This is a genomic window from Salirhabdus salicampi (assembly GCF_024259515.1).
Lineage (GTDB): Bacteria > Bacillota > Bacilli > Bacillales > Alkalibacillaceae > Salirhabdus_A > Salirhabdus_A salicampi.
Map to the genome: position 1 here is coordinate 461,123 of NZ_JANBWE010000002.1, position 26,225 is coordinate 487,347.

At 37.6% G+C, this 26,225-nt stretch carries 28 protein-coding genes and 6 tRNA genes; 7 read left to right on the forward strand and 27 right to left on the reverse strand.

The features are described from left to right. The 3 genes from yqgO to rpmG all read right to left on the reverse strand — a co-directional run bounded on the left by yqgO (nt 1) and on the right by rpmG (nt 1,291). Nucleotides 1–195, reverse strand: a complete 195-nt coding sequence (yqgO, locus tag NLW78_RS08425; RefSeq protein WP_254496607.1) for a protein YqgO — start codon at nt 193–195, stop codon at nt 1–3. 65 nt (nt 196–260) lie between these two features. After that, a complete protein-coding gene (locus tag NLW78_RS08430) occupies nt 261–824 on the reverse strand; it encodes a 5-formyltetrahydrofolate cyclo-ligase (protein WP_254496608.1) in 564 nt (187 codons plus the stop codon). Between the two features lie 317 nt (nt 825–1,141). Next, nucleotides 1,142–1,291 (reverse strand): 50S ribosomal protein L33, encoded by a 150-nt coding sequence (gene rpmG / locus NLW78_RS08435; protein ID WP_254496609.1) that lies wholly within the window; start codon nt 1,289–1,291, stop codon nt 1,142–1,144. Nucleotides 1,292–1,465: 174 nt separating this feature from the next. Here rpmG and NLW78_RS08440 point away from each other — a divergent pair, with 174 nt between their 5' ends. Both NLW78_RS08440 and NLW78_RS08445 read left to right on the forward strand, forming a co-directional pair. After that, entirely contained in the window at nt 1,466–1,816 is a 351-nt protein-coding gene (locus tag NLW78_RS08440; protein ID WP_254496610.1) for a helix-turn-helix domain-containing protein, read from the forward strand. Between the two features lie 14 nt (nt 1,817–1,830). Continuing rightward, nucleotides 1,831–2,298, forward strand: coding sequence for a hypothetical protein (locus NLW78_RS08445; RefSeq protein WP_254496611.1), 468 nt, complete (start codon nt 1,831–1,833; stop codon nt 2,296–2,298). A 115-nt stretch (nt 2,299–2,413) separates the two neighbouring features. On the opposite strand, the gene phoU is transcribed toward NLW78_RS08445, so the two are convergent. The 15 genes from phoU to NLW78_RS08520 all read right to left on the reverse strand — a co-directional run bounded on the left by phoU (nt 2,414) and on the right by NLW78_RS08520 (nt 13,749). Continuing rightward, a complete protein-coding gene (phoU, locus tag NLW78_RS08450) occupies nt 2,414–3,073 on the reverse strand; it encodes a phosphate signaling complex protein PhoU (protein WP_254496612.1) in 660 nt (219 codons plus the stop codon). 24 nt (nt 3,074–3,097) lie between these two features. After that, complete coding sequence (gene pstB, locus NLW78_RS08455) at nt 3,098–3,910, reverse strand: phosphate ABC transporter ATP-binding protein PstB (RefSeq protein ID WP_254496613.1); 813 nt, start codon at nt 3,908–3,910, stop codon at nt 3,098–3,100. 29 nt (nt 3,911–3,939) lie between these two features. Next, nucleotides 3,940–4,818 (reverse strand): phosphate ABC transporter permease PstA, encoded by an 879-nt coding sequence (gene pstA, locus NLW78_RS08460; protein WP_254496614.1) that lies wholly within the window; start codon nt 4,816–4,818, stop codon nt 3,940–3,942. Continuing rightward, nucleotides 4,818–5,762, reverse strand: coding sequence for a phosphate ABC transporter permease subunit PstC (gene pstC, locus NLW78_RS08465; RefSeq protein ID WP_254496615.1), 945 nt, complete (start codon nt 5,760–5,762; stop codon nt 4,818–4,820). The genes pstA and pstC overlap by 1 nt, the downstream gene beginning before the upstream one ends. 62 nt (nt 5,763–5,824) lie before the next feature. Beyond that, nucleotides 5,825–6,787, reverse strand: a complete 963-nt coding sequence (locus NLW78_RS08470; protein ID WP_254496616.1) for a PstS family phosphate ABC transporter substrate-binding protein — start codon at nt 6,785–6,787, stop codon at nt 5,825–5,827. A gap of 141 nt (nt 6,788–6,928) precedes the next feature. Next, the gene (locus NLW78_RS08475) at nt 6,929–8,998 is read right to left on the reverse strand and encodes a peptidoglycan D,D-transpeptidase FtsI family protein (protein ID WP_254496617.1); all 2,070 of its coding nucleotides are present in this window, start codon (nt 8,996–8,998) and stop codon (nt 6,929–6,931) included. Between the two features lie 80 nt (nt 8,999–9,078). After that, entirely contained in the window at nt 9,079–10,356 is a 1,278-nt protein-coding gene (locus tag NLW78_RS08480; protein ID WP_254496618.1) for an MFS transporter, read from the reverse strand. Nucleotides 10,357–10,473: 117 nt separating this feature from the next. Further along, the gene (sodA, locus tag NLW78_RS08485) at nt 10,474–11,085 is read right to left on the reverse strand and encodes a superoxide dismutase SodA (RefSeq protein WP_254496619.1); all 612 of its coding nucleotides are present in this window, start codon (nt 11,083–11,085) and stop codon (nt 10,474–10,476) included. Between the two features lie 246 nt (nt 11,086–11,331). Further along, a tRNA-Phe gene (locus NLW78_RS08490) sits at nt 11,332–11,407 on the reverse strand. A 64-nt stretch (nt 11,408–11,471) separates the two neighbouring features. Beyond that, a tRNA-Ser gene (locus NLW78_RS08495) sits at nt 11,472–11,564 on the reverse strand. A gap of 3 nt (nt 11,565–11,567) precedes the next feature. After that, nucleotides 11,568–11,644 (reverse strand) — tRNA-Ile (locus NLW78_RS08500). A 28-nt stretch (nt 11,645–11,672) separates the two neighbouring features. Then, nucleotides 11,673–11,748: transfer RNA gene (locus tag NLW78_RS08505), tRNA-His, on the reverse strand. A gap of 4 nt (nt 11,749–11,752) precedes the next feature. After that, nucleotides 11,753–11,829 (reverse strand) — tRNA-Met (locus NLW78_RS08510). A 2-nt stretch (nt 11,830–11,831) separates the two neighbouring features. Beyond that, nucleotides 11,832–11,906: transfer RNA gene (locus tag NLW78_RS08515), tRNA-Asn, on the reverse strand. A 205-nt stretch (nt 11,907–12,111) separates the two neighbouring features. Next, a complete protein-coding gene (locus NLW78_RS08520) occupies nt 12,112–13,749 on the reverse strand; it encodes a Na/Pi cotransporter family protein (protein WP_254496620.1) in 1,638 nt (545 codons plus the stop codon). A gap of 211 nt (nt 13,750–13,960) precedes the next feature. Between NLW78_RS08520 and NLW78_RS08525 the strand changes: the two genes are divergently transcribed. Next, nucleotides 13,961–14,728, forward strand: coding sequence for a DUF1189 domain-containing protein (locus NLW78_RS08525; protein ID WP_254496621.1), 768 nt, complete (start codon nt 13,961–13,963; stop codon nt 14,726–14,728). 3 nt (nt 14,729–14,731) lie between these two features. On the opposite strand, the gene NLW78_RS08530 is transcribed toward NLW78_RS08525, so the two are convergent. Continuing rightward, nucleotides 14,732–15,382: an NfeD family protein gene (locus NLW78_RS08530; RefSeq protein WP_254496622.1), complete on the reverse strand. Its 651-nt coding sequence runs from the start codon at nt 15,380–15,382 to the stop codon at nt 14,732–14,734. Nucleotides 15,383–15,469: 87 nt separating this feature from the next. Between NLW78_RS08530 and yqfZ the strand changes: the two genes are divergently transcribed. Both yqfZ and ispG read left to right on the forward strand, forming a co-directional pair. Next, nucleotides 15,470–15,856: a protein YqfZ gene (gene yqfZ, locus NLW78_RS08535; RefSeq protein WP_254496623.1), complete on the forward strand. Its 387-nt coding sequence runs from the start codon at nt 15,470–15,472 to the stop codon at nt 15,854–15,856. A gap of 109 nt (nt 15,857–15,965) precedes the next feature. After that, nucleotides 15,966–17,069, forward strand: a complete 1,104-nt coding sequence (ispG, locus tag NLW78_RS08540; protein ID WP_254496624.1) for a flavodoxin-dependent (E)-4-hydroxy-3-methylbut-2-enyl-diphosphate synthase — start codon at nt 15,966–15,968, stop codon at nt 17,067–17,069. Nucleotides 17,070–17,108: 39 nt separating this feature from the next. Here ispG and NLW78_RS08545 read toward each other — a convergent pair whose 3' ends face one another. Then, nucleotides 17,109–17,528: a DUF4190 domain-containing protein gene (locus tag NLW78_RS08545; RefSeq protein ID WP_254496625.1), complete on the reverse strand. Its 420-nt coding sequence runs from the start codon at nt 17,526–17,528 to the stop codon at nt 17,109–17,111. 82 nt (nt 17,529–17,610) lie between these two features. Beyond that, complete coding sequence (locus NLW78_RS08550) at nt 17,611–18,318, reverse strand: lytic transglycosylase domain-containing protein (RefSeq protein ID WP_254496626.1); 708 nt, start codon at nt 18,316–18,318, stop codon at nt 17,611–17,613. 218 nt (nt 18,319–18,536) lie between these two features. Here NLW78_RS08550 and NLW78_RS08555 point away from each other — a divergent pair, with 218 nt between their 5' ends. After that, nucleotides 18,537–18,818, forward strand: coding sequence for a DUF2624 domain-containing protein (locus NLW78_RS08555; protein WP_254496627.1), 282 nt, complete (start codon nt 18,537–18,539; stop codon nt 18,816–18,818). A gap of 42 nt (nt 18,819–18,860) precedes the next feature. Here the strand turns inward: NLW78_RS08555 and NLW78_RS08560 are convergent, their stop codons facing one another. Together NLW78_RS08560 and NLW78_RS08565 are read right to left on the reverse strand one after the other, a co-directional pair. Next, complete coding sequence (locus tag NLW78_RS08560) at nt 18,861–19,760, reverse strand: deoxyribonuclease IV (RefSeq protein ID WP_254496628.1); 900 nt, start codon at nt 19,758–19,760, stop codon at nt 18,861–18,863. A 17-nt stretch (nt 19,761–19,777) separates the two neighbouring features. After that, a complete protein-coding gene (locus tag NLW78_RS08565; RefSeq protein ID WP_254496629.1) occupies nt 19,778–21,109 on the reverse strand; it encodes a DEAD/DEAH box helicase in 1,332 nt (443 codons plus the stop codon). Between the two features lie 179 nt (nt 21,110–21,288). Between NLW78_RS08565 and NLW78_RS08570 the strand changes: the two genes are divergently transcribed. Beyond that, a complete protein-coding gene (locus NLW78_RS08570) occupies nt 21,289–22,236 on the forward strand; it encodes a 4-hydroxy-3-methylbut-2-enyl diphosphate reductase (RefSeq protein WP_254496630.1) in 948 nt (315 codons plus the stop codon). A gap of 240 nt (nt 22,237–22,476) precedes the next feature. Here NLW78_RS08570 and NLW78_RS08575 read toward each other — a convergent pair whose 3' ends face one another. The 4 genes from NLW78_RS08575 to rpoD all read right to left on the reverse strand — a co-directional run bounded on the left by NLW78_RS08575 (nt 22,477) and on the right by rpoD (nt 26,208). Beyond that, the gene (locus tag NLW78_RS08575) at nt 22,477–23,604 is read right to left on the reverse strand and encodes a Nif3-like dinuclear metal center hexameric protein (protein ID WP_254496631.1); all 1,128 of its coding nucleotides are present in this window, start codon (nt 23,602–23,604) and stop codon (nt 22,477–22,479) included. Continuing rightward, nucleotides 23,594–24,298, reverse strand: coding sequence for a tRNA (adenine(22)-N(1))-methyltransferase (locus NLW78_RS08580; RefSeq protein WP_254496632.1), 705 nt, complete (start codon nt 24,296–24,298; stop codon nt 23,594–23,596). Before NLW78_RS08580 ends, NLW78_RS08575 begins: the two co-directional genes overlap by 11 nt. 62 nt (nt 24,299–24,360) lie before the next feature. Beyond that, nucleotides 24,361–24,732, reverse strand: coding sequence for a cytochrome c550 (gene cccA, locus NLW78_RS08585; protein ID WP_254496633.1), 372 nt, complete (start codon nt 24,730–24,732; stop codon nt 24,361–24,363). A gap of 354 nt (nt 24,733–25,086) precedes the next feature. Next, nucleotides 25,087–26,208: an RNA polymerase sigma factor RpoD gene (rpoD, locus tag NLW78_RS08590; protein ID WP_254496634.1), complete on the reverse strand. Its 1,122-nt coding sequence runs from the start codon at nt 26,206–26,208 to the stop codon at nt 25,087–25,089. Nucleotides 26,209–26,225 lie beyond the last annotated feature (17 nt).

Sequence of the window (26,225 nt, forward strand, 5' to 3'; positions counted from 1 at the left end):
TCAGCTTGATGAAGCTGAACGTTGAAACATAAAACTCATCATTTTTCGACGTACACTAGGCAAATTTGCGATTGTAGCAGCCGTTAGTTTTCGGAGTATACCAACGGATATCATATATCGTAAAAGTTTATAACGAATTTTATAGAGAATCGTTGCCCCTGTTATAATTGTTAATATGCTAAATGCCAGCCGCAAAATGGTCACTCCTTCTGTAACTATTTTACGAATATGTTGCCTTCCTTTCCATAAAATATACGCGCTTAAAATAAAAGGCCTGTTTCTGTGATGACGTGATGAACAGGTATATCAAACTGGTCATGAGGTAGCGATCTTTGGATTTGTTTATTCGTCGCAAGGGCAATAGTTTCTCCGGTAAACTTTTGTAAATACCGATCATAATATCCCCCACCATAACCGATACGGTAACCATCATAATCAAATAATAAGCCAGGTACAATTATTAGGTCGATTGACTCTTTAGGTATCAACCTTTCAACTTTATCATTTGGCTCGAACAAATCTAAATATGTATTTTGGAGCTTTGATTGAGGCGTATAATGATAAAACAGCATTTTATGATCCTGGTCTGGATAACACTTAGGAATCGACACTTCTTTTTCGAGTTCCCAAGCCTTATGAATAATCGGTTTCGTTGGAAGCTCGGTTGTCCGTGCGACTGTGATTCCAATCCGATGAGCGTTTTGCCAATATGTAGTTTTGAATAGATGACCGGCGATTATGTTGGCATACATCTGTCGTTCTTTTTCCGAAAATGCTTTTAATAAATGTTTCCCCTCATTGCGAAGTTCCTTCTTGTCCTCCATAAGAGATTCCCCCTCTGTATAATAACGATGTGCATAGCGGAAAATTACGATGGAAAATTTGGTGGTTGTGCATTTCATTGATTTCATCAATTTCGGCTTCACCGTCCATATGTACACGATCAAGGGTTGTATAAGGTTTTTATTCTATGACGAATTGTACGTGTCAAAACATCATGTCATGTGCGCCTATATGATGTGTCATATGGAGAAAACCTCCTTATGATTCGTTAGCATGCTGTATAAGAGGTTTTTTATTCTTACATATAAAAAATGAGTGACAAGAATTGATATACATCAATTCTGTCACTCACTTCGCCTTATTTTGTCTCACGGTGTAGGGTATGTTTATTACAACGTGGGCAATATTTTACTAATTCCATTCTGTCTGGGTTAGTACGCTTATTTTTTGTAGTAATATAGTTACGGTCACCAGTTTCAGTGCATGCTAACGTTACTTGTACACGCATTATATTTCCCTCCATTCTTCCAGCTGTCAAAAAATTTCACAGTTTTGTACATATTAAGACTTATATATAATACCAAAAGTTATAGAACTATTCAAGATACCTATTCTTTATGTTCAAACTTTCCTTAAAAATATATTATATGTTATAAATATATCATGAAATGAGGTGGAACGAATGCTATTTCCGTTTGTCAGTTTAATCATTATTTCGATTGTCTTATATATTTTATCATTTTTTGTTCAAGATCGATTTGGGGAACTTGAAAAACAAATTGAACAACTGTCGATATCAAATTTTCAAGAGTCCTATAAGCTTAAAAAAAGAATTAAGGTTTTGGAAGAAGAACTATTAATGGAAGCAATGCCAGAAAAATTCACCCAAAAGGAAACGATGTCTCAACCTCCCCTATTAAAGGAGGTCCAACGACTCTCCGCCCAGGGATTAACGGTAAAAGAAATCGCCCAAAAAACTGCTCTGCAAGAGCATGATGTAAAAGCCATTATCTATCAAATAGGTGAAAAGTAGTAGGTGAGATAAAGATGAAAAGCACATTACGTTCATACTCCCTCGGTATGATGACAGCAACCCTGTTATTAGGAGGGTACTTTCTTTTCTTTTATGAAAGTACAACGGAGGAGGAAGTTGAAGAACATCATGAAAAACCAATTCGTACTGATGATGCCCTCTCATTATTACGAGAGGATGGGTACATAATCTTTACCCAAGAAGAGCTTGAACAGTTTGAACAAAATATAAAACATAAAGAAGAAAAAAGTGAAGAGTATGACCAACAAGAAAAGCAGTCAGTTACATTAAAGATTGAACGAGGAATGAACACGACTGAAGTAGGTGATGCCCTTGTCGAACTAAATATTATTGATGATAAGGATGCCTTTATTACCTTTATGGAAAAACACGAATATACAAAGTCCATTATTTACGGTGAATACGACATAAAGACAGATGCTACATATGAAGAAATTGCTTCTATTATTACAAATAAATAACTCCCCTTTTTGTATGGAGAGGTGAGAAGGGCTATCTAAAGGAGCAATCAAGACCCTGTTTTTATTTTCCTCATAAAAAAACCAACTTTCGTTGTACGAAAGTTGGTTCCTCTACTTATTTATTTAAATCGTATGTCTCCCCTTTAACTAGGTAAAAGACATTTTCCCCAATGTTCGTTATATGATCAGCGAAACGCTCAATATACCGAGAACTAAATGCCATTTGCATAATGTGCTGAATAACCTCCGGATTCGATTCCGTATGCTGTAACATATCGCGAATCACTTGACTGTGCATTGCATCGATTTCATCGTCCAAATCCGCTAATTTTTTCGCTAATGTAATATCTTCTTGTTCAAAGGCTTGGATAGCTAACGTTACCATATCAATTGCTTTTGCACACATTTTATCTATATTCGGATGAATCGTTAATGAATGGGCTTCACCGAGACGTAATGTTGATTTTGCTATATTAACCGCATGGTCTGCCATTCTTTCTAAATCAGAAGAGATTTTCAACGCAATAATTAACCTTCTTAAATCAGTAGCAAATGGTTGTTCTTTCGTAATGAGTAAGATAGCTTTCTCATTTATAATGAGTTCCTTTTGATCCAACTCTTTATCATCATCAATGATTTTTTGGGCACCCTCTACATCTTTATGGTACAACGTATATACAGCTTCATCTAATCGTTGACGAACATCTTTCGCTAAATCTTTAATCAATTCCTTCAATCCCTCTAAATCGTCCTGAAAGTGTTCACGTACACTCATACATTTTCCACCTCTCTTATTCTTTTAACCGAATCGACCTGTAATATAGTCTTCTGTTCGCTTATCCTCTGGGTTGGAAAATAATTGGTTCGTATTCGTATACTCAATTAATTCACCATTTAAGAAAAATGCTGTTTTATCAGATACACGTGCTGCCTGTTGCATGTTGTGGGTAACAATCACTATACTGTATTTCTCTTTTAACTGTTTAATGAGGTCTTCAACTTTTAATGTAGAGATTGGATCAAGGGCAGAAGTTGGCTCATCCATTAAGATGACGTCAGGTTCAATTGCTAAACAACGGGCTATGCATAATCGCTGTTGCTGACCACCAGATAAACCATACGCATTTTCATCCAAACGATCTTTCACTTCATCCCATATTGCAGCATCGCGCAAACTTTTCTCTACTATTGCATCTAGGTCTTTCTTCTTTTTAATGCCGTGAATCCTCGGTCCATAAGCCACGTTATCGTAAATCGACTTTGGAAAGGGATTAGGTTTTTGGAAAACCATACCGACACGTGTACGCAAATCTTCTACTTGATATTTTGGTGCAAATATATTTTGATCTTTATATTTAATGGTCCCAGATGTTTTCACAATAGGGACAAGTTCAACCATTCGATTTAATGTTTTTAAAAAAGTAGATTTCCCACAACCTGACGGGCCAATAATCGCTGTAATGTCGTTTTCAACAATTTCCAAATTAATATCTTTTAATGCTTGATCCTCCCCATACCACAGGTTTAAATCGGAGATGTCAAACACTCTCTTTTTCTTCACTTCCTCCGTAATTGGCTGTTCTTCCATAACAGGTTTCGTAAATACTGACATAAAAAATCCTCCTCACCCAAGTGAAATATTTATAAACGACGACTAAATTTGTTCCGTATGATGACCGCAACAGTATTCATACAAAGTAGGATAACTAATAAAACAATAATTCCTGCAGCAGATACGAACTGCCACTCTGCCTCAGGTCTACTTACCCAGTTGTAAATTTGAATCGGCATAACTGTATAAGGATCTGTTAACTTTCCTGGTAATGTAAATATGGCAGCTGCAGCACCTACAATTAATAAAGGGGCAGTTTCACCAATTGCCCTTGATAGAGCTAAAATAGTGCCTGTTAATATCCCCGGGAGCGCAGCAGGCATAATGACCCTGACAATAGTTTGCCACTTTGACGCCCCCATACCGAACGAAGCAGCTTTTAAGTCATTCGGCACTGATCGTATCGCTTCTTGTGATGCAACCACTACGATTGGGAGAACAAGTAAACTCATCGTTAATCCACCTGCAATTAATGTGTATCCGAGTCTCATGAAGTAGACGAAAAAGGTTAGACCGAGCAATCCATATACAATGGACGGAACCGCGGCTAAGTTTTGAATATTTGCCTGAATAAATCTAGCAATTTTATTTTTGACAGCATATTCCTCTAAATATAAGGCTGTTGAGATTCCTATGATCATCGAAACAGGTGCTACAATCCCCATTAGTAATAAAGAACCTACAATCCCCGCTAATATACCGGCTTCCTCGGGATATGGTGCTGGAAAGCCGTTTATGAAACCCCAGTCTACATACGCAATTCCTTGAGTCAAAATACGGTAAAGAAGAGAAATGAGTACAACTAACCCTACTAAAGTAGCACCAAAAATCATGACATGGAAAATACGACTAATGATTGTCCTTCTTATTAAATGTTTGTTCCATTGTTGTTGCGACATTTGTTTCATTAATATTCCTCCCTAAACCTACGGGCAATTCGTTGTGAAATAAGGTTCATAATGAGTGTAAAGACGAACAATGTTATTCCGACAGCATAAACACTGTAATAAATCGTTGATCCATACGTTGTATCACCGGACGTACCTTGAACGATAAATGCAGTTAACGTTTGAATCGATTCTGTCGGATCGAACGTAAAGTTTGGTGTTACACCAGCAGCAATCGTGACAATCATCGTTTCCCCAATTGCCCGGGAAATAGCTAAAACAACGGAAGCGACAACACCTGAAAAGGCAGCAGGTAATACAACTTTTATCGCTACTTCGAATTTTGTCGCGCCCATTGCTAGGGCCCCTTCCCGCAAACCATTCGGCACAGAGTTCATTGCATCTTCAGATAAAGAAGCAATCATCGGTATAATCATAATTCCGACAACTATCCCTGCACTTAACGCATTGAACACTTTAATATTGGGAATAAAGGTTTCTAACAGTGGTGTTACAAATGTCAAAGCAAAAAATCCGTAAACTACTGTAGGAATACCAGCTAATACTTCCAATACTGGTTTAATTGTTTTTCTCGTTTTTTCCCCCGCATACTCACTCAAAAAAATGGCAGAGGCAATTCCTAAGGGAACTGCTACAATCGTTGCAATGAGTGTAATGAGTAATGTTCCTGTAATCAGGGGTAATACACCATAGTCTCCTTGCCATGGACGCCAATCTTTATTTAGAAAAAAATCAGCTGGAGATACTTCACTAAAAAATACTAATGCCTCTTTTACTAATGTAACCACAATACCGATTGTTGTTAGGACAGAGAGACCTGCACAAAACAACAGGAAGATGGGTACTAGTCTTTCCCCTTTTCTCAACAACTTAATTCTATCTTTTTTTTCTTTAATTTTTTTTTGTACATCCAAACTGTGCTTATTGGCTTCAAAAGCATCCATTTTTCAATACTCCTTTCATCACAAGGGAAGGTGAGGACAGAATGTCCCCACCTATTAACTATTTATTCATAGATTGATTTAATCTCTTCAAGTTGTTCTTCATATTTAGCCTGTGGTAAAGCAACATACCCAACCCGTTCTGCTGATTCACCTGCATTTTGCAGTAAAAATTCAGTGAAATTTTGTACTTCTTCCTTTTCTTTAAGAGATGTTGTGTTCACGTATGTGAATAATGGGCGTGATAATGGTGAGTATGACCCATCCTGAATGGTATCTCCATTCGGTTGAATTGCACCATTTCCCTCATCAATGGCTAATACTTTCAACTTATCTTTGTTTGCCTCATAGTAAGCATAGCCGAAAAATCCGATAGCATATGGATTATCTTGGATTCCACGAACGAGAACGTTGTCGTTTTCAGATAATGTAACACCTTCACCTTCACGCATTGGTTTATCCTCTAAAATGACTTCATTGAAATAATCAAATGTTCCTGAATCGTGACCTGGGCTAAAAATTTCAATCTCTTCATCAGGCCAGGAGGAATCGATATCAGACCATTTTGTGTTACGCGCTTCATCTAAGAAAATATCACGAAGCTGTTCTACTGAAAGTTCTTCGACAAAGTCATTTTGTTGACTTACAACTACAGAAAGGCCATCGTAAGCTAACACAATTTCCTTTAATTCAATTCCGTTTTGTTCTGCAATTGCTTTTTCCTCATCTTTAATTGGACGAGATGCGTTACTAAAATCTATTTCACCTTTTGTTGATTTCTTAAAGCCACCGCCAGAACCAACACTTTCAAGTGGCGTATTTACCTTTGGTTGCTCTTTGTTGTATTCGTACAGTACACCTTCCATAATCGGAAAAACAGTTGAGGATCCTGCCAGTTTTACTGTCCCAGTTAGTTTATCTTCTCCTCCTTCATTACCATTACCGTCGCCATTCGCACTTTCTCCACATGCAGTTAGCACTCCAAGGATTAGAATAAAAACGAATAAAAAACTAAACTTTTTGTTCATCAGTTTTTCCCCCTACGAAATATTTAAATATCTTACAGTCTTTATAGTAAAGATTGTCTATTAATCTCGTATAAAGGAATTGTTAACGTTGTGTAAATAAAAAAACAGAACGGTTTCCCGTTCTGTTTACGCATCTCATATTTAATTACTTGTTGTTGTGCGTTTTTCTTTTAATTCGAAATACGTGTCTAATATTCGTTTTCCGATTTTATGGTTAATGCTATTTCCGGCTTCCTGACCTAAATTTGGAACAACAATAGCGAACGAAACTTCTGGATTTTCATATGGTGCATAGCCAACCAATGTCAAGTTTTCCGTTTCCGCCACCTTTTCCCAAACCAATTCGCCATCCTTCTCAACTTGGCGATATACTTCATTTTGGGCTGTACCTGTTTTCCCTGCCGCTGTATAAGGTTTATCACGGAAGTGTCCGTATGCTGTACCACGCTCAACATTAAACACTTGATAAAAGCCTTCCTGGACCCGTTCAATATACTCAGTCATTTCTATTTGATTTAACACTTCCGGATTCATCGCTCTATAAATAGGACCTAAACGGTCACCGTTATCGGAATAACGTATTTCTTTCACTAGTTGAGGGCGGAGCCGATATCCGCCATTAGCTATTGTTGATACGTACTGAGCTAGTTGTAAGGTTGTAAACGTATCATATTGTCCAATTGCGTAGTCCAATAATAAACCTGCAGTTGTCTGAGGACCCTTGTAACCTGTTGATTCAAAAGGTAAATCAACACCTGTTTTAACACCTAAACCAAACTGTTGAAAATAGTTCCGCATTTGTGTAAACGCTTCTGGGTTGAAGCTAATTCTTTTATCTCTCGCATAGTTGTATTCTCCACCCATTCGCATCGCGATGAAAAACATGTAGACGTTTGAGGAACGACGCAAGGCGTCTAAATCATTTACATTACCGAGATTTATCCAAGAGCTTTTCTGTGGTGTTCCGGCAATCTTAATAGGACGATCATAAAAAACTGTACCTTCCTTTATAACACCAGACTCTAATCCTGCTAAAACCGTGGCACCCTTCACCGCAGAACCTGGACGGTGGGCGTCATAAACAACTTTAAAGGATGCATCCTTATACTCATCTTCTTCACGGTCATAGTGTTGGCCCGACATCGCTAATACTTCACCAGTATTTGGATCCATCATAACGACAAGTGCATCTTCTAAATATTGATTCTTTTCAGGGTATTTTTCAATTGCATCCTGAAGCTCTTCCCGGACAATTTGATCGACTCTTTGTTGTAATTCCATATCTACAGTTAAAACTAAACTCTTTCCTTGTTCTCCTTCATGAATAAGCTCAGAGCGAACAACATTCCCACCATCATTTGTTACATGAAGGTATTCCTCTTTTTGACCTCTTAAAATCGTTTCATATTGCTTTTCAAGTCCACTTCGACCAACCCGATCATTCCGGCTATAATCCCTAGCTAAGTAGAAATCTAGATTATCAGAAAGCAGCCCTTCATCATGTGATGTGAGACGCCCAATAAAGTTACCAAAAGTTCCATCATACAAGTGGTAACGGTCCCAGTCTGTCGTCACATTAATGCCAGGTAATTGATCTAAATTTCCCGCTACAATTGCGTACTCTTTTTCCGTAACCTTATCATTTTTTACGATATGAGGCGTATGGGCTGGTGCCTGGTCCAACTCTCGTTTTATCGCGATAATTTCCATTTCTCGTTCCGTAATCGTCTGTAAATCTTCGTCGGTTATACTCTCCAAGACAGCATAATACTGTTCAGTATCATCAAGCTCATTTTGCTCTTCACTTGTTAACCGCCCATATGCTTCTTTTTTATTCACTAAAATCCAATAGTCCTTCATATCCCTCGTTGTTACTTTATCTGTCTCTTTCGTAATATATTGAGACAACTTTTCCGCAATCGCTAATTTTTCCTGAGGTTGTATATTCCGTTTTGGTGGTGTATACGTAATCGAATACAATGCTTTATTGTCCACTACTAAGTTACCGTTCCGGTCATACATTTTGCCCCGCGGCACAGGGATTTTTGTTGTTACATCCACGGTACGGTTTATCCGCTGTTGAGCGTCGTCTCCGTGCAAAATTTGAACGACTCCTAGTTGTAAAACTAATAAGGCGAACAACAAAAATATAATAAAAAAGACAACATTTAATCGAAATGGTAAATGGGATGTTTTCTTCTTTTTATTCATCGGGTTTCTCCTCCCCGTTATCAACTGATGTCTCATAACCCATTATAACATGGATTTATCAATTGTTTAGACGGGAAAGATTAACGATTTTCCTCTTCAACTACTTCTTTATTTACGAGTGCTTCCGTATCTTTCTCATCTTTTTTCCCTATATGAATATTACGGATAAAGAAATAAATAAAGAAGTGACCACTAGCTACGATTAATAAAATGTACGGGATAACCGAATTTCCCGGGAACATAGTTACTGCCGTAAGAAAGAACAAAATGGACACGATTCTTCCACTATTTAAAAAGAGCTCTCGTACGACAATATATTCGATTCTCATTTCCTTTGCCTTCCATGAGCTTCCAATAACATCAAAGGATAGAGAAAAATAAGGTACATAAATAATTGGATATGCAATTCCTATAATCGCTGCGTAAATTAACAAAACGGTATAGTTGTGAATAAACACAATTAAAAAAATGGAAGCAAAAAGAATCGTTCCCCCAAAAAATATCGCCTTTTTCCGTAGCGCTGGTTTCACAAGGCGTGTTGCTAAATAATAAAACAGAAAGGAACATGCTGAAAACACAAGGTTAAACGTCCCTAATGCTAATTCACTATTCGTAATTAAAAAGACCCAAATCGCTACAACAAAAAAGACCGTTCCTTCTCGAAAACCTTGGCTAAAATGGGCTTTTAAAATTTGGTTCCAATTATAATTTCGTTTCCTTTCCTTAATAATTAACAGTGGGCTATATATCCCTTCCGCACTTCTACGATTTAAGAAGAAGCTACAAACAACTGCAACAATGAATAAGCTGAGGGATATACTGAAAATCGTTGTATATCCAGTATAAGATTCCATTCGCGATATAATGTAACCTGCTGTAATTGGTCCAATCATTCCACCTAACGACTGCAATAACCCAAAAAATCCATTAAAAAAGTCACGTGTATCAGGCTCTGTAATTTCAAATGTTAGCACATTAAACGCTAACCAATAAAATCCATATCCAATTCCTAAAATAGCACCGAGTAAAATGTTATATGTTGCTGCCTTCTCCCCTGCAAACAACACTGTCATAAAAAAAAGGGATAAAAAAATCACCCCGAGGCGTAACACAATAACTCGATCTACTTTTTTTGCCCATCTTCCTGCGAGAATGAATGTAATCGGTTGTAATATATATATGGCCAAATTGTACAAAGCAATCGCTACATAATCTCCTGCTTGCTTCCATAAAAAAATGTTTACGAATGTATTTGATAAAAAGATTCCTAAAGAGTAAAGTCCCCCAATGGATAGTAACAACACTAAATCACGATTTATGTCAAAGTCACCAACAATTGCTCTTAGCCCTTTTTTCATGTTTTATACCCCTTTTCTTCTCTCTATTATTGTCCACAAATATGGGGGCACATATTCAAGGGGAAAAGGGATAAAAAGAAAAAAGCAGAGTCCATGACTCTGCTTTTATAAGTGTAATTATTTTGCTGCTTGATAACGTTTTTCAACTTCTTCCCAATTTACAACATTCCAGAATGCTGAAATGTAGTCTGGACGTCTATTTTGATAATTCAAGTAGTAAGCGTGCTCCCAAACATCAAGTCCAAGGATAGGAGTTTTCCCCTCCATTAGTGGAGTATCTTGGTTTGGTGTGCTTGTAACTTCAACGTTTCCGTTGTTTACAACTAACCATGCCCAACCAGAACCAAAACGGCCAGCTGCTGCAGCAGCGAATTCTTCTTTAAACTTGTCGAAGCTGCCGAATGCGGCGTTAATTTTTTCAGCTACTTCACCAGTAGGTTCTCCTCCGCCATTTGGTGAAAGGATTGTCCAAAACAAGCTATGGTTAGCGTGTCCTCCACCATTGTTACGTACAGCGGTACGGATGTTCTCAGGTAAAGCATCTAGGTTACCTAATAGGTCCTCTAAAGATTTCCCCTCTAGATCAGCTTGCCCTTCAAGAGCACCGTTTAATTTCGTTACATAAGTATTGTGGTGCTTCGTGTGGTGGATGTTCATTGTTTCTTTGTCAATATGTGGTTCAAGTGCATCGTATGCGTAAGGTAGTTCTGGCAATTCAAACTTAGCCATGAAGATTTCCTCCTTTTAATATGTAATATTTTTGCGAAAAGTACATATATATAGTACTTTTCGTAAATCCTTCCATTTCAGAGTACCAATCGAAGAATAACGTTGCAACTATTTTGCAATAAAAAAACGTACTTTTTTATTGTTACCGTGTTTTCGATAAAATAAACGGAAGATGGAAATATGAGGATATAATTTAACAAATAAAAAAGCACTTCAATTGAGTGCTTGATCGTTATCATATGTAAATGGTGGCTCGGGACGGAATCGAACCGCCGACACACGGATTTTCAGTCCGTTGCTCTACCGACTGAGCTACCGAGCCATTAAAGAAAAAATAATGAAACTGTAATTTAGTTAAAGCCTTTATGTTTGTCATTAAGAAATAATGGCGGAGGAGGAGGGATTCGAACCCCCGCGGGCCGTGAAGCCCCTGTCGGTTTTCAAGACCGATCCCTTCAGCCAGACTTGGGTACTCCTCCGAATGGTGGACCCTGCAGGACTCGAACCTGCGACCGATCGGTTATGAGCCGATAGCTCTAACCAGCTGAGCTAAGGGTCCAGCTCATATTGTATTCAAATTTTATTAATGGGGCGACCGGAGGGAATCGAACCCTCGAATGCCGGAGCCACAATCCGGTGCGTTAACCACTTCGCCACGGCCGCCATATGGTGGCGGCGGAGGGGATCGAACCCCCGACCTCACGGGTATGAACCGTACGCTCTCGCCAGCTGAGCTACACCGCCAATGGCTCCACCGGCAGGATTCGAACCTGCGACCAATCGGTTAACAGCCGATTGCTCTACCACTGAGCTACGGTGGAATGTGTTTGTTACGTTTTTTGCGACAAGATATAATTTATCATGTTTTTATGTATGTGTCAACACATTTTTTTCAACTAAATGCGGCAACAAATGTAATATAGCATGTTGAAGCTGTTCGTTCAAGACATTTTTTACTGAAAACAGAAAAAAACTCATAAAAAACCCCGTGCCCACATTGAACACGGGGAGATGTTTTCCTACTTCTTACTCTTCATCTTCTTTTTGTAATACTTCTTCCGCGATGTTTACTGCATGGTCTCCAACACGCTCTAAATTACTAATAATATCAACAAATACGATACCTGCAGAACCTGAGCACTGACCTTCATTTAGACGGAGGATGTGCTTCTTACGGAATGTTCTTTCCATTCGATCAATTTCTTCCTCTTTTTTAATGACCGCTAATGCTTCCTCACGGTCCATATTTTCAAATGAACTTAATGCCTGTTTTACTGTAGCTAATGTTAAGTTGTACATTTCGTTTAAGTCTTCTTTTGCTTGATCAGTAATGTGAACTTTGTTTGTAATTTTGTAGTCGACAAGTTCAACGATATTCTCAAAGTGATCCCCAATTCGTTCTAGGTCTCTCACAATATCAACTAAAGAGGAGTGAAGCTTTCCTTCGTCAGCTGTTAGTGATGTGCCTGACAGACGAACTAAATAATCTGTAATTTTACGGTCAATATTATTCACTGCATCTTCAAGAGATAATGCTAGTTCTGAATGTTTACGTTGCTGGTTATTCATATAAAGATTTGTTTCTTCTAAACCTTTTAATGCAAGTTGACCCATATGAAGAACTTCTTCTTTTGCTTGTCCTAATGCAACAGAAGGAGACTGCTCAATAAAGATTGGATCTAGATGTTTCGCTTTATATTCAACAGCGGAATCAGCTCCAGGAATAATCTTCGTCACAATGACAGCCAGTAGCGCAATGAATGGGAACTGGATAATCGTATTTGTCACGTTGAAAATTCCGTGGGCAAATGCAATCGTCATTTCTGGGTTTAATTCTAACGACCCTTCTAAATATGCAATTAATTTGTAAAAAGGTACGAGTATGATTAAGAAAATCGTAGTACCAATCAAGTTAAACATTACGTGTGTTAAAGCAGCTCGCTTGGCAGCCACAGTTGCACCGATAGCAGCAAGTACCGCTGTAATCGTTGTCCCAATGTTATCTCCAAACAATACAGGCAATGCAGCACTTAAGTCTACTAACCCTTGGCTGTATAAGCCTTGTAAAACACCAATGGTTGCACTAGAGCTCTGAACAATAACAGTAAAAATTGTTCCAATCGCAACACCGAGTAGCGGAATTTCACTCATACTTACAGTTAACTCATGAAATGCTTGGAATGAACGTAGTGGCTTCATTCCGGATGACATGAATGACAAACCAAGGAATAAAGCACCAAAACCAAAGAATACTTGTCCCAGATTTGTGGCTTTTTTATTTTTAAAGAAGAAAATTAAAAAGGTTCCAACTGCTATAATAGGCAAAGCATAATTACTAATTTTAATCCCGATAATGAAGGCAGTCATCGTTGTACCAATATTGGCACCCATAATAACACCTATAGCTTGTCTTAACGTCATAAATCCAGCGTTAACAAGACCTATGGTTAAGACTGTTGTACCGGTACTTGTTTGTAACAGAATCGTTACAACAATACCAGCTAGAACACCCATAAACGGATTTGTCGTAAATTTATCTAAAATATCACGAAGTCTGTCTCCGGCTGATTTTTGTAGGCCGTCACCTAAGTATTTGATCCCAAAAAGGAAAATCCCGAGTCCGCCTATAAACTCGAATATCATTTTTTGAATATCGATTTCCATTACTTCAACCCCTCATCCAATGTTATTATTTTTCTTTTTTTTAAAATAACCTTTACCATTATTAATGAACTTTCCACCCTTTGTAAAGAATTTTCGAGTAAAATTTACATTATCTTAACATTTCCCTTAACATTAATCTTAAAGCTTAGGTTGCCTAATAATTGGTCATTCTATTATGATAGTTAAGAAATGAAATAAGGACGTGAGCAAATTGAAATGGAATATTTTTCGACAATTTTTATGGAGTTTTTATGATTATAAAAAGGTACAAGCCTTCCGGCTGCAAACAACAGGGAAATCGATTGGATATGTCTTTTTCCTTACATTAGTTTTATTACTCATTTTCACTGCCTCTTTTTCTATCCATACCATTCGGGCTTTAAACACGATTGATGTGGACAACTTATACGACCTCCCCTCATTTATCATTGAAGATGGGGTACTCATTAGTCGTGAAGAGGTAACCGATCGGTATGAACATATTCAATTTATCCCAAACGCGGATACAATGAGGGAAGTACCAACACCTGTTGACCAAGGTGTTGTGTTTTTGAAGGATAAAGCGGTCATTGTTACGAAAGGACAGTCCTATACGTTTATGTACACTTTACTAGGTGAGGGAACAATAGAAAAAGACGAAGTTTTGTCCTTAATTGATACGGTCAATTCATATAAGTATTTTATTTTCATAATCTTATTTGCCATTTACTATTTATTTACAGCTTCTGTTAAGTTTGTTGAAGTATCCTTTTTAGCTTTGTTAGGTTTAATCTTTAAATCGAAGATAAATAATACACTACGATATAAGCAGTTATGGACGTTAGCCGCTTATGCCGTTACACTCCCAACAATCTTAATGGCTCTTATAGAAGCTTTCCATCTATCCATACCGTTTTCTGCCTTACTTTTTTGGCTAATATCAGCAATCATTTTATACCGAATCATTTCGTTAGTACCAAGACGGAAGCAAAAAGGATAACGGCTATACGCCGTTATCCTTTTTGGTTTGTTCATGATCCACTTGTTCTACAACAATCTTCGTCCCATCTACATATGTTACAGCGACGGAACTATTTTTCGTAATCCATTGCCCATTTGATACGGCACTATATTTCTTTCCACTAATTTCCACAACACCTGAAGGCCTTAAATCCGAAATAGCTATCCCTTCTTTTCGCACCAGCTCTTTATCGCTTTCTATGATGGAGTTATATCCGTTCTCAGAGGTCAACCGATCTAACAATGTTACTTTCCCCCAAAAATTTCGCTTCGGAAATCGCTTTAAAAAGAGGAAACTGCATAACGTACCTAGAATAACACCAATAATTCCATATATTCCTACTAACCAATGAGAAGCACCAAGTCCAATTGAAACGAGTATACCTATCCCACCAATTACCGATAATGTTCCATCATTGGCGAGTTTTCCATCGACGATAATTAGGAAAATCGCCAAAGTATATACAGCGGTGGCAAGCCAAAAATAGGTAGGAGATAAGTGCATTCCAAAATAGAAGGCAATGCAACTAAAGCCAATGATGCCTCCTACTCCCCGCAATTTAACTAAAACTTCTCCCATTAAAAAAGCCATTCCGACAAACGTTAACAGAAATGCCATTAAACTCGTTGTCAATTCGACCAACCCTTCTTATTTACACGTTATGGTTTAATATTTATACGAAAAGATTAGGAAATGTGTCATAGATTGAGGAGTGAATACATGATGAAGTGGATTATTCGATTATCCATCCTTATTTTAATCATTTTATTTGTAAAGAGTATTATGTATGATTTAACAGTTGGTACCCTCACCTCACCTTCAGCAGTCGAGGCTGAAAATGAAAATAATGAAGGTGATGTTCAACCGTTGGACGAAGAGATAATGAAAACTGAAAATGAAACTGAAAATGAAGTTGAACGTTACGATCACATTACTTATGAAGTTGAAGCAGGTGATACCGTCCTCTCTGTTATCGAAGACTTAAATGAGCATATGTCTGAATTGTCCATTACAACTATTATAGAGGATTTTGAAGCGTTAAATCCAGCAGTTGACCCTCATCAAATTAAAGTAGGAACGACGTATAAATTTCCAATATATAAATAAAATGATTCTCAATAAAGATACTTCTCATTTTTGTCAATAGCATTTATAATGAAAGTTAGTATGTATTTGATGAAACAAATCAAGCAACTCTAAAGGAGCGTTTTTTAAAATGTCAGCAATTATACACCGTAAAGATACACGACCTGTTCGTGTTGGTAACGTTATGATTGGTGGGAAAGATGAAGTTGTCATTCAGTCTATGACAACGACAAAAACTCATGACGTTGAAGCTACCGTTAAAGAAATAGAGCGTTTAGTGGAAGCAGGTTGCCAAGTAGTACGAGTGGCTTGTCCTGATGAAAGAGCAGCAAATGCAATTCCGGAAATCAAAAAAAGAATTTCAATTCCATTAGTTGTAGATATACATTTTGACTATAAATTAGCGCTTAAAGCCATCGAAGGTGGAGCCGATAAGATCCGAATTAACCCTGGAAATATCGGACGAAAAGAAAAAGTAGAAGCAGTTGTTAATGCTGCAAAAGCTAAAGGGGTTCCAATCCGTATCGGTGTAAATGCAGGGTCGTTAGAAAAACGAATCCTGGAAAAACACGGATATCCTACTGCAGATGGTATGGTTGAAAGTGCTTTGCATCACATTAAAATATTGGAAGACTTAGATTTCCATGATATTATCGTGTCCCTTAAAGCATCAGATGTAAAATTAGCAATTGAAGCATATGAAAAGGCGGCAGAAGTCATTCCCTATCCGCTACATTTAGGGATAACAGAATCGGGTACTTTGTTTGCAGGAACTGTAAAAAGCGCTGCCGGGCTTGGGGCTATCTTGAGTAAAGGGATTGGTAATACGTTGCGTGTATCATTAAGTGCTGATCCAGTTGAAGAAGTAAAAGTAGCTAGGGAGCTGTTGAAGTCCTTTGGACTAGCGGCCAATGCTGCAACTTTAATTTCATGCCCTACTTGTGGACGGATTGAAATTGATTTAATTGCAATTGCCAATGAAGTAGAAGAATACATTTCCAAAATTAAAGCACCGATAAAAGTCGCGGTACTCGGATGTGCAGTTAACGGTCCAGGAGAGGCTCGTGAAGCAGACATCGGAATAGCTGGAGCTCGTGGTGAAGGATTATTATTCAGACATGGCGAGATTATCCGTAAAGTGCCAGAGGAAACAATGGTTGAGGAACTGAAAAAAGAAGTGGATAAATTAGCTGAGGAATATTATAAAAAGCAAGAATCTGAACAATTACAATAAATAGTAAAAGTCCCTGCCGTACGGCAGGGACTTTTTTGTCTAATAAATAAATGGAGCGATTACTAATCGAATCACTAATGCAGCAATAGCTGCTGTAATGGCAATATTTCCAAGTGTATCTGCACCTCTTCTTTTTGCCATAACACCGACTACTATGCCTGCAATTCCCATGAGAAATGGCCACATAAAGAAGGACAGAAAGGCTAGTACAATTGCAGCCCATCCCCAGCCTACCTGTACATCTTCTTCCATATGCGTTTCTTTTTCATGACGCAATTCATTCGGGTTTACAGCCGTTTCTGCCGCAAACTCTTCATCCCTTTTTTGTTCTCCCAATTCATCACTAAACTCTGTGTCAACTAATCGCTCACCTTCAGGATGCAGAAAGTAATTATCATTCCCTGCATAATCACGCGTTCTCGGGAACACTTTCGGTCGATTGTCGTCTTGTGAAGTCATTGTAGCACTCCCTCACTTTCTTGAAGAGGTGTGCTATTAGTTTACGGAAGGTCATTAAATATTTACGTGGTAAAACATTCCGCTATTGAGCTAATGCTGTTCGTTGATAAGTTTTTGCGTTTTTTTGTATTTTTACAGCATACCAACTTTTCGCATGTCCATTTTCTTGTTGATACTGTTGTAAACCACCCATTCCTCTATGATAAGCGGTTAAAGCTTCATTCCAATTACCATAACGGTCGTATAAAAAGTCCAAATATACCAGGGTTAACTGAATCGAATAATAAGGATCAAATAATAACTCATCTTTATATGGCAAATTCCCCATATCAGCTACCCATGGTGCAGTATTTTTCATGAACTGGCCTAAACCATATGCTCGTCCATATTTTGTTTTAGGTCCTACCAGTTCTGGGTCAAATGTTTTCCCTGTCTCGACTTTCAATAATTCATATACAAGGAAAGGGTCAATATCATATTTTTGAGCCTCTGCTGTTAAATAAATGGCCCATTCTTTATGAAATTGATCATTGCTGTCATTCACCATTCGATCCGCTTCATTTAGTAAATGTGGCCAATCATGGTAACCATTAAGTTGTAATATTTCTTTCGAGCTTGATGACAAATAATTATTGATTGCTGTTAATTTTTCATTTTCTCTTTGTAATTGTTCATTATGGCGTTTCAGAGAACTGTTTTGATTACTATACAAATGGAATACAGTGACAAAACATATTGTCATATAAGAAATAACGATAAATAAATGCACATCACTACGTTTTAACTTCATTTATTTCTCCTCCTTCAAGAAGAATTTGGGGAATTATGGAACTTGATTTACCAACTTTCATTCAATCCAAGCTCAACGATATATGGTAACGATGATCATTCAAATTGTAAAGAAGTTAGACTTACATCACTTAATGTTTATATTTTCCCATTAGTCACACAATTGTCCCGGACACATCATATAAATATAAAGATACTATCGAAAAAGGGTGGATTTTAGTGAAAAAAATTATCAAGCAAATGGTTCAGCAGAAAATAAAAGAATTAACAGTTGAAGAGTTGATCTCATACAGCGAACAATACGATTTTTCCTTAACAGAGAAACAAGCTAAGGCAATCATACATTATATAAAAACTAAGGATCTTGACCCATTTAACGAGAAAGACCGCTATAAATTATTAAAAAAAGTTGCGTCAGTAACCGATGAAGAAACTGCGCAAAAAGCCTATAAATTATTCAAAGATTTAACGAAACAATATGGTGTAGACCATTACTTTTAATGAATGTAAAAAACGTCAACTCCAACAGGAGCTGACGTTTTGTTATGCTTGCATGATTTTTTCTTTTAATTCTTCTTCAAACGTTTTTGCCATTAACATTTCAATTTCAAGTTTGTAAGGTGGTTTTTTGTTTTTCTTATCTTCACCTACATTTACATAAGGTGTCTCTAAAATTTTTGGTAAATGGGTTAAATCTGGATGATGGACTATATAATTTAAAGCGTTAAACCCAATCTTTCCAAATCCAATATTTTCATGTCGGTCTTTTCGAGCGCCACGTTCATTTTTACTATCATTAATGTGTAATACTTTTAAGCGGTCAATGCCAATGATTCGATCAAACTCTTCCAATACGCCGTCAAAGTTATTTACGATATCATAACCTGCATCGTGAATGTGGCATGTATCCATACAGACCGATAGCCGTTCATTATTTGTAACCCCGTGAATAATTTCAGCTATCTCTTCAAACGAACGGCCACATTCCGATCCTTTCCCGGCCATCGTTTCAAGTGCAATTTGTACGTCATGGTTATCTGATAATACATCATCTAAGCCTTCAATGATTTTTTTAATACCTTCCTCAGTACCTGCTCCAACATGCGCACCCGGATGGAGCACAATTTGCTTTGCACCTATCGCTGCTGTACGTTCTACTTCCGAACGTAGGAAATCGACACCTAACTTAAATGTTTCTGGTTTTACTGTATTTGCAATGTTAATGATGTAGGGAGCATGTACGATAATATTGTCTATGCCATGTTCCTCCATATGTTTCAATCCATTTTCTATGTTTAACTCTTCAATTGGCTTCCTTCTCGTATTTTGTGGAGCTCCTGTATAAATCATAAATGTGTTTGCATTATATGATTGGGCTTCTTCACTAGCTCCAAGAAGCATCTTTTTTCCTTTCATAGACACATGTGATCCTATGCGTAACATCTCGCATTCCTCCCCCATTACTTTTTCTTACGATAGTAATTTTGTTTTTGTTCTCTTTTTAATTTTCTCTTTTTATCTTCAACTTCCCGGTTCATTTTTTTCTTATACCCAGGCTTTACTTTTTTCGGTTTTCGTACACTTTGACGAGCTTCTTGTTCAATATTCACATCCGTCTTTTGTCTTGTACGTCGCTGGTTTCGATCTTGGATGACTTCCCATTCACCTTTCCGGATATCATAATTTTCAAAAGCAATCCCTTTTTTCTCCAGCTTTTCAATTAGGGGAAGGTCATATTCATCATAAAAACTGATCGCAGTGCCCTCTAAGCCTGCCCTCGCTGTTCTACCAACCCGATGAATATAAAACTCTGGGTCTTTAGGCAACTCTGCATTAAACACGTGACTAACTCCTGGAATATCAATACCCCGAGCCGCAAGGTCTGTAGCTACTATGTATTGATATTTCAAATCTTTTACTGCTTTTAACGTTCTTTTACGCTCACGTGGTGTTAACCCACCGTGAATAAGTCCAACATCCAGTCCCTTACTAATTAATTCTGAGGCGAGTTCATCTGCATATGTCTTTTTATTTACAAAAATAAGGGCTAAATAAGGATTCATTAATTTAGAGGCATCTAAAATTAAGTCAGCCCGGCTACGATGTCGTAGTGGAATCAACCGGTGTTCCATCTTTTCTGGAGCTGGACCTTGATCATCAATTGTAATAAATGTTGGGCTATCCATATATTTCTTTAAGAAATGGCGTAATTTCTCTGGGAATGTAGCCGAAAAAACCATAAATTGAACATCCGACTTCATTCTTGTTAATATTTGATCTACTTCTTCAATTAGTCCTAAATCAATCAATAAATCGGCTTCGTCAATGACAATTGATGTCGAAGTGTAAACATTTAAGGCCTGTTCTTTCACTAAATCTAAAATTCGACCTGGCGTTCCGACCACAATTTGTGGTTGGTCCTTTAACTTTTCAGCCATTTTTTGTTTATCTGTTCCACCAATTAACAAGCGAGCACGCCATTCTTGTTCTTTATTTGCAAAATGAATCATCTTCCGTACTTCATCGTAAATCTGCATGGCTAACTCCCTAGTGGGAGCAGTAATTACCGTTTGGACATTTTGTTTACCTTCTTTTAACTCATTCATAAGAGGAATTAAGTATGAGTGAGTCTTTCCAGAACCAGTATGGGATTGGGCCACAATCGCCTCACCTTTCAAAATAGCCGGGATAACTTTTGCTTGAATAGGTGTCGGATGATGAAAATTCAGTTCCTGTAAAATATCATACATCATCGGTTTGAGTTGTAACGTTTGAAAATTTTTTGCGTTCATTTTAAAATCTCCTTTTTTACACATGCATTATCATTATAGTAAAGTATGGTCCATATTGCCAATTGAATGATACATTTTGTCAGATGTAGTAAGAACCTTTATAATAGTATTAACATGTTAAAACATAAGTAAAAATATCAATATAGATATAGATGCTTTTTTTATGAGGAGGAACGTTCATGGAAGTCATTAAAATTGCGCCCCGTGGTTATTGCTATGGCGTTGTAGATGCAATGGTCATTGCGAAAAACGCAGTAAGGGATCCGAATTTGCCACGTCCTATTTATATTTTAGGTATGATTGTTCATAATAACCACGTTACAGAAGCGTTTAAAGATGAAGGTGTTATTACTCTGGATGGGAAAAGTCGTGCCGACTTATTAGAAGGTATTCATGAAGGAACGGTTATCTTTACAGCACACGGTGTATCACCTGAGGTTAAAGAAAGAGCGAAAGCAAAAGGACTAACCGTTTTAGATGCAACATGCCCAGATGTAACGAAAACACATGATTTAATTCGTGAAAAAGTTGGTCAAGGATATGAAGTTGTCTACATCGGGAAAAAAGGACACCCTGAACCAGAAGGTGCTATTGGTGTCGCACCAGGTCACGTCCATTTAGTTCAAACGGAAGAAGACGTTGAAAATTTAACTTTAGATGCGAAAAAAATTATTGTGACAAATCAAACGACGATGAGTCAATGGGATGTTTACGATGTCATGCAAAAAGTTAAGGAAAAATTTCCACAAACTGAATTGGTTCAAGAAATTTGTATGGCTACCCAAGTTCGACAAGAAGCTGTTGCAGAACAAGCAAAAGAGGCTGACTTAACATTAGTTGTAGGAGATCCTCGCTCAAACAACTCAAACCGTCTTGCCCAAGTATCTGAGGAGATTGCTGGTACAACAGCCTACCGAATTGCTGATGTATCCGAAATTAAATTAGATTGGTTAGAAGGAGTAGAGAAAGTCGCCGTTACTGCTGGTGCTTCCACACCAACTCCCATTACAAAAGAAGTTATTAAGTTCATTGAAGCTTTTGACTTTAACGATGAATCAACATGGGGAAGAGAAACGAAAGTCAAACGTCATAAAATTCTACCAAAAGTAAAAGAAAAGAAGGCGTAGAAAAACCTCCAAATGGAGGTTTTTTTCTTTATGCAATTATACCGTTGACCACAACCCTTTTGGGGTTAGCACCTGCATATTTGGGAGATTTTCGTTTTATTTCTAACATTAACAAGTTCCTGTTACATGTACTCATTATTTTCTTCTCAAGATAGTCCCCTATGTTCAAACCCTAAAAAGTGACAATTTTTTTGCAAATAAGAACTAATAAAACGCCCAACAAAATGTTGGGCGTATCCTTTACAAAAACTGAAATGGTTCTGTAACCGCTTTGGATTCAATAATTTCTACTTGTAAACCGTGTTCCTTACATGTCGTTTCTAAAAATTGCCTTACCCCTTTTTTCATCACTTTTTCAATATGATGACCAGGATCAAGAACGTTAAGGCCAATTGCCATTGCATCATGGGCTGTATGATAATAAAGATCACCTGTAATCAGTACATCAGCCCCTTTACGTTTCGCCTTATGAATGAACTTATTTCCATCCCCACCAAGAACGGCCACTGTTTTCACTGGTTTAGTCGAATCTCCAACCATACGTAACGCAGGAACATTCAACGATTTTTTGACGTGTTGTGCGAACTGTTCTAAAGTCATTGGTTCTATTAACTTTCCAATTCTTCCTAGTCCACGTTTTGTTCCTTCATTTAATAATGGAATGACATCATATGCTACTTCTTCATATGGATGGGCGCTTTCCATTGCTACTAAAACTTTTGCTAACTTAGACTTAGGGACTATTGTCTCTATTCGAACCTCATCAACTTTTTCTACCTTGCCGGCTTCACCTATAAAAGGATTAGTACCTTCTAATGGTTTAAATGTCCCTTGACCACTCGTCTGAAACGTGCAATGACTATACAAACCGATATGACCAGCACCACTATTACCTAGCGCTTCTCTTAGCTGTTCTTGATGAGTGGTTGGTACAAATACAACAAGTTTATATAACGTTTCTGATTCCGTCTCTATTAGGATATCACGTTCCATTATCCCGAGTTCATCCATAAGCAGGTCGTTTACACCACCGTTAATAATATCTAAGTTTGTATGGGCAGCATACACCGCAATATCATGCTTTAGTAATTTATTAATGATTCGTCCTTTTTCATTATCTAAGCTAACACTATGTAACGGCTTAAAAATTAGAGGATGGTGTGCGATGATTAAATCAACCTTTTCTTTTACAGCCTCGTCAACAACATTTTCGAGAACATCTAGAGTAACCATCACTTTTTGAATTGGTTTATTTAAAGTACCTACGTGTAAGCCTACAGGGTCCCCTTCCATCGCTACAGACTTTGGCGACCATTCTTCAAACAACTTAATGACATCAGTTCCTGTTACAGTCTTTTTAGGAGTCATTTCCAATCTCCTCCTTTATCCATGTTAATTCTTGTACAAATGCCTGAATTTTTTCGGTGTCAGGTTGTTTAGCCTTTCTCATGTTTTGGATGACCCGTTCCTTCTTTGGTATAACCTCTTTCCATTTTGCCACAAATGCTGGATCTTTGTTTTCAATTAAAAAGGGACCTAAATAATATTCTTTCTCTGTCAGCGACTTAGACTCTCCCGCTTGCTGTTCTGCTACCAAAATTTCATAATAGTAGCCATCTTCTTCAATGATTTTCTCATCAACTAAACGATAATGATGACTGTACAACCATTTTCGTACTGAACGGGCATCAACATTTGGTTGGGCAATAATTCTTTTCACATTATGAATACGATGTCTCCCATCGTGTAATATATTCTTAATAAGCGTTCCACCCATACCTGCAATGACAACAGTATCTACTTCATTCGGTTGGATGACCGAAAGACCATCACCTTTTCGAACATCTATACGGTCTGTTAACTGTTGCTTCTTCACTTGTTGTAAAGCAGATTGATATGGGCCCTCATTTAGCTCACCTGCTATTGCCTTTGCCTTCTCGTCACGCAAGCAAACATAACATGGTAGATATGCGTGATCAGAGCCTATATCAGCAAATGTTGCACCAGATGGTATATAGTTTGCTACATAACGTAAACGGCTTGATAAATGAATTGTGTCCACTAAACCACCCCATGTAAAAAGAAAAGCTTTCTGGATTATAATCCGAAAGCCTTCTTCATTCATTATTGTTTTTCAGCCAACCACTCTGAAATAATTTCGGTTTCATCAGAACCTACCAGGCCACCTGGCATTGAAGTATCCGGGATACCGTTAATGATAATATCACGAATTTCGTCTTCACTTAGACGACTACCAACGTCATTTAATGCTGGACCTGCTCCTCCTGATAAATCTGCTCCATGGCACATCGCACAGTTATTTGCGTAAATCTCCTCAGGATCCGTTGTTACAGGGGCAGCAAGATTCCCGCCGTTCTCTCCTTCATCTTCTTTCGCTTCATTCACTTGATTCATTCCAATTGATGCTAATATAATCATTGCAACGATACCTAATGAAGCAATTAGCGCAAAGGGCATAATCGGATTTTTCTTCATTTTTTTTCCTCCTTATGTATTCCCTAGTAAGTACGATAAAAAGAAATGCTTAAACTATAAATATTTTACTTGAAAACGATTAAGTAGAAAAGGGGAAAGCACGAAAACTTTTTAACAAAAGGAAAATTTGTATGTAAAATGGAAATTCCTCACAAATTCCATTTCTTTTTTTGACAAAAAGTTGTATCATTAAAATAAGCAAAAAAAGGAAAATCTATTCACCATTTGCATTGGGTTCCTATATTGAGTAAAATATAAATCAAATAATGTAAACGTTCACAAGAATGCAACTCCACTTAACATAGAAAAAGGTACAGTCATTATACGCGGTACAACAACTGCCCTTTTTGGTGTTTACTCTAAAAAGTCTTTCAAACGTTTACTTCGACTTGGATGACGGAGTTTACGTAAGGCTTTCGCTTCAATCTGACGAATACGTTCGCGAGTTACGCCAAACACTTTACCAACTTCTTCTAATGTACGAGTACGTCCATCGTCTAATCCGAAACGCAAACGCAAGACATTTTCTTCACGGTCAGTTAAAGTGTCTAGAACATCTTCTAATTGTTCCTTTAGTAATTCATATGCTGCATGATCAGATGGAGACGTTGCTTCCTGGTCCTCAATAAAATCACCTAAATGGGAATCGTCTTCTTCTCCAATTGGTGTCTCTAGGGATACAGGTTCTTGAGCAATTTTTAAAATCTCTCTAACTTTATCTGGAGTTAAGTCCATTTCTTTGCCAATCTCTTCAGGAGTCGGTTCACGCCCTAAATCTTGAAGAAGTTGACGCTGAACTCTAATTAATTTATTAATGGTTTCTACCATATGAACCGGGATACGGATTGTACGAGCCTGGTCAGCGATGGCACGTGTAATTGCTTGACGGATCCACCAAGTCGCATACGTACTAAATTTGTATCCTTTACGATAATCAAACTTTTCAACAGCTTTAATTAGTCCCATATTTCCTTCTTGAATTAAATCAAGGAATAACATTCCGCGTCCTACGTACCTTTTTGCGATACTTACAACTAAACGCAGGTTTGCTTCAGCTAAACGACGTTTTGCTTCTTCATCACCTTGTTCAATTCGTTGTGCTAAATTAATTTCCTCTTCAGCTGATAATAAATCAACACGGCCAATTTCCTTTAAGTACATGCGAACAGGATCGTTAATTTTAACGCCAGGAGGTACACTTAAATCATTTAAGTCAAACTCCTCTTCCTTTGCAATTTGCTGCATGTTTGGATCTTCCTCATTATCACCTATAACTTCAATACCCTGTTCACCGAGATATTCATAAAACTCATCCATTGTATCCGATTCTAACTCAAAATGGGATAAACGATCGGCAACTTCTTCATAAGCTAACATTCCACGTTTTTTCCCTACTTCTACTAATTGTTCTTTTGCCTGATCAAGTGTTAACTCTTGATCTGCTGCTTCTTTTGAACGTGATGGCTTCTCTGCCATGGGTATCCCTCCTTCCA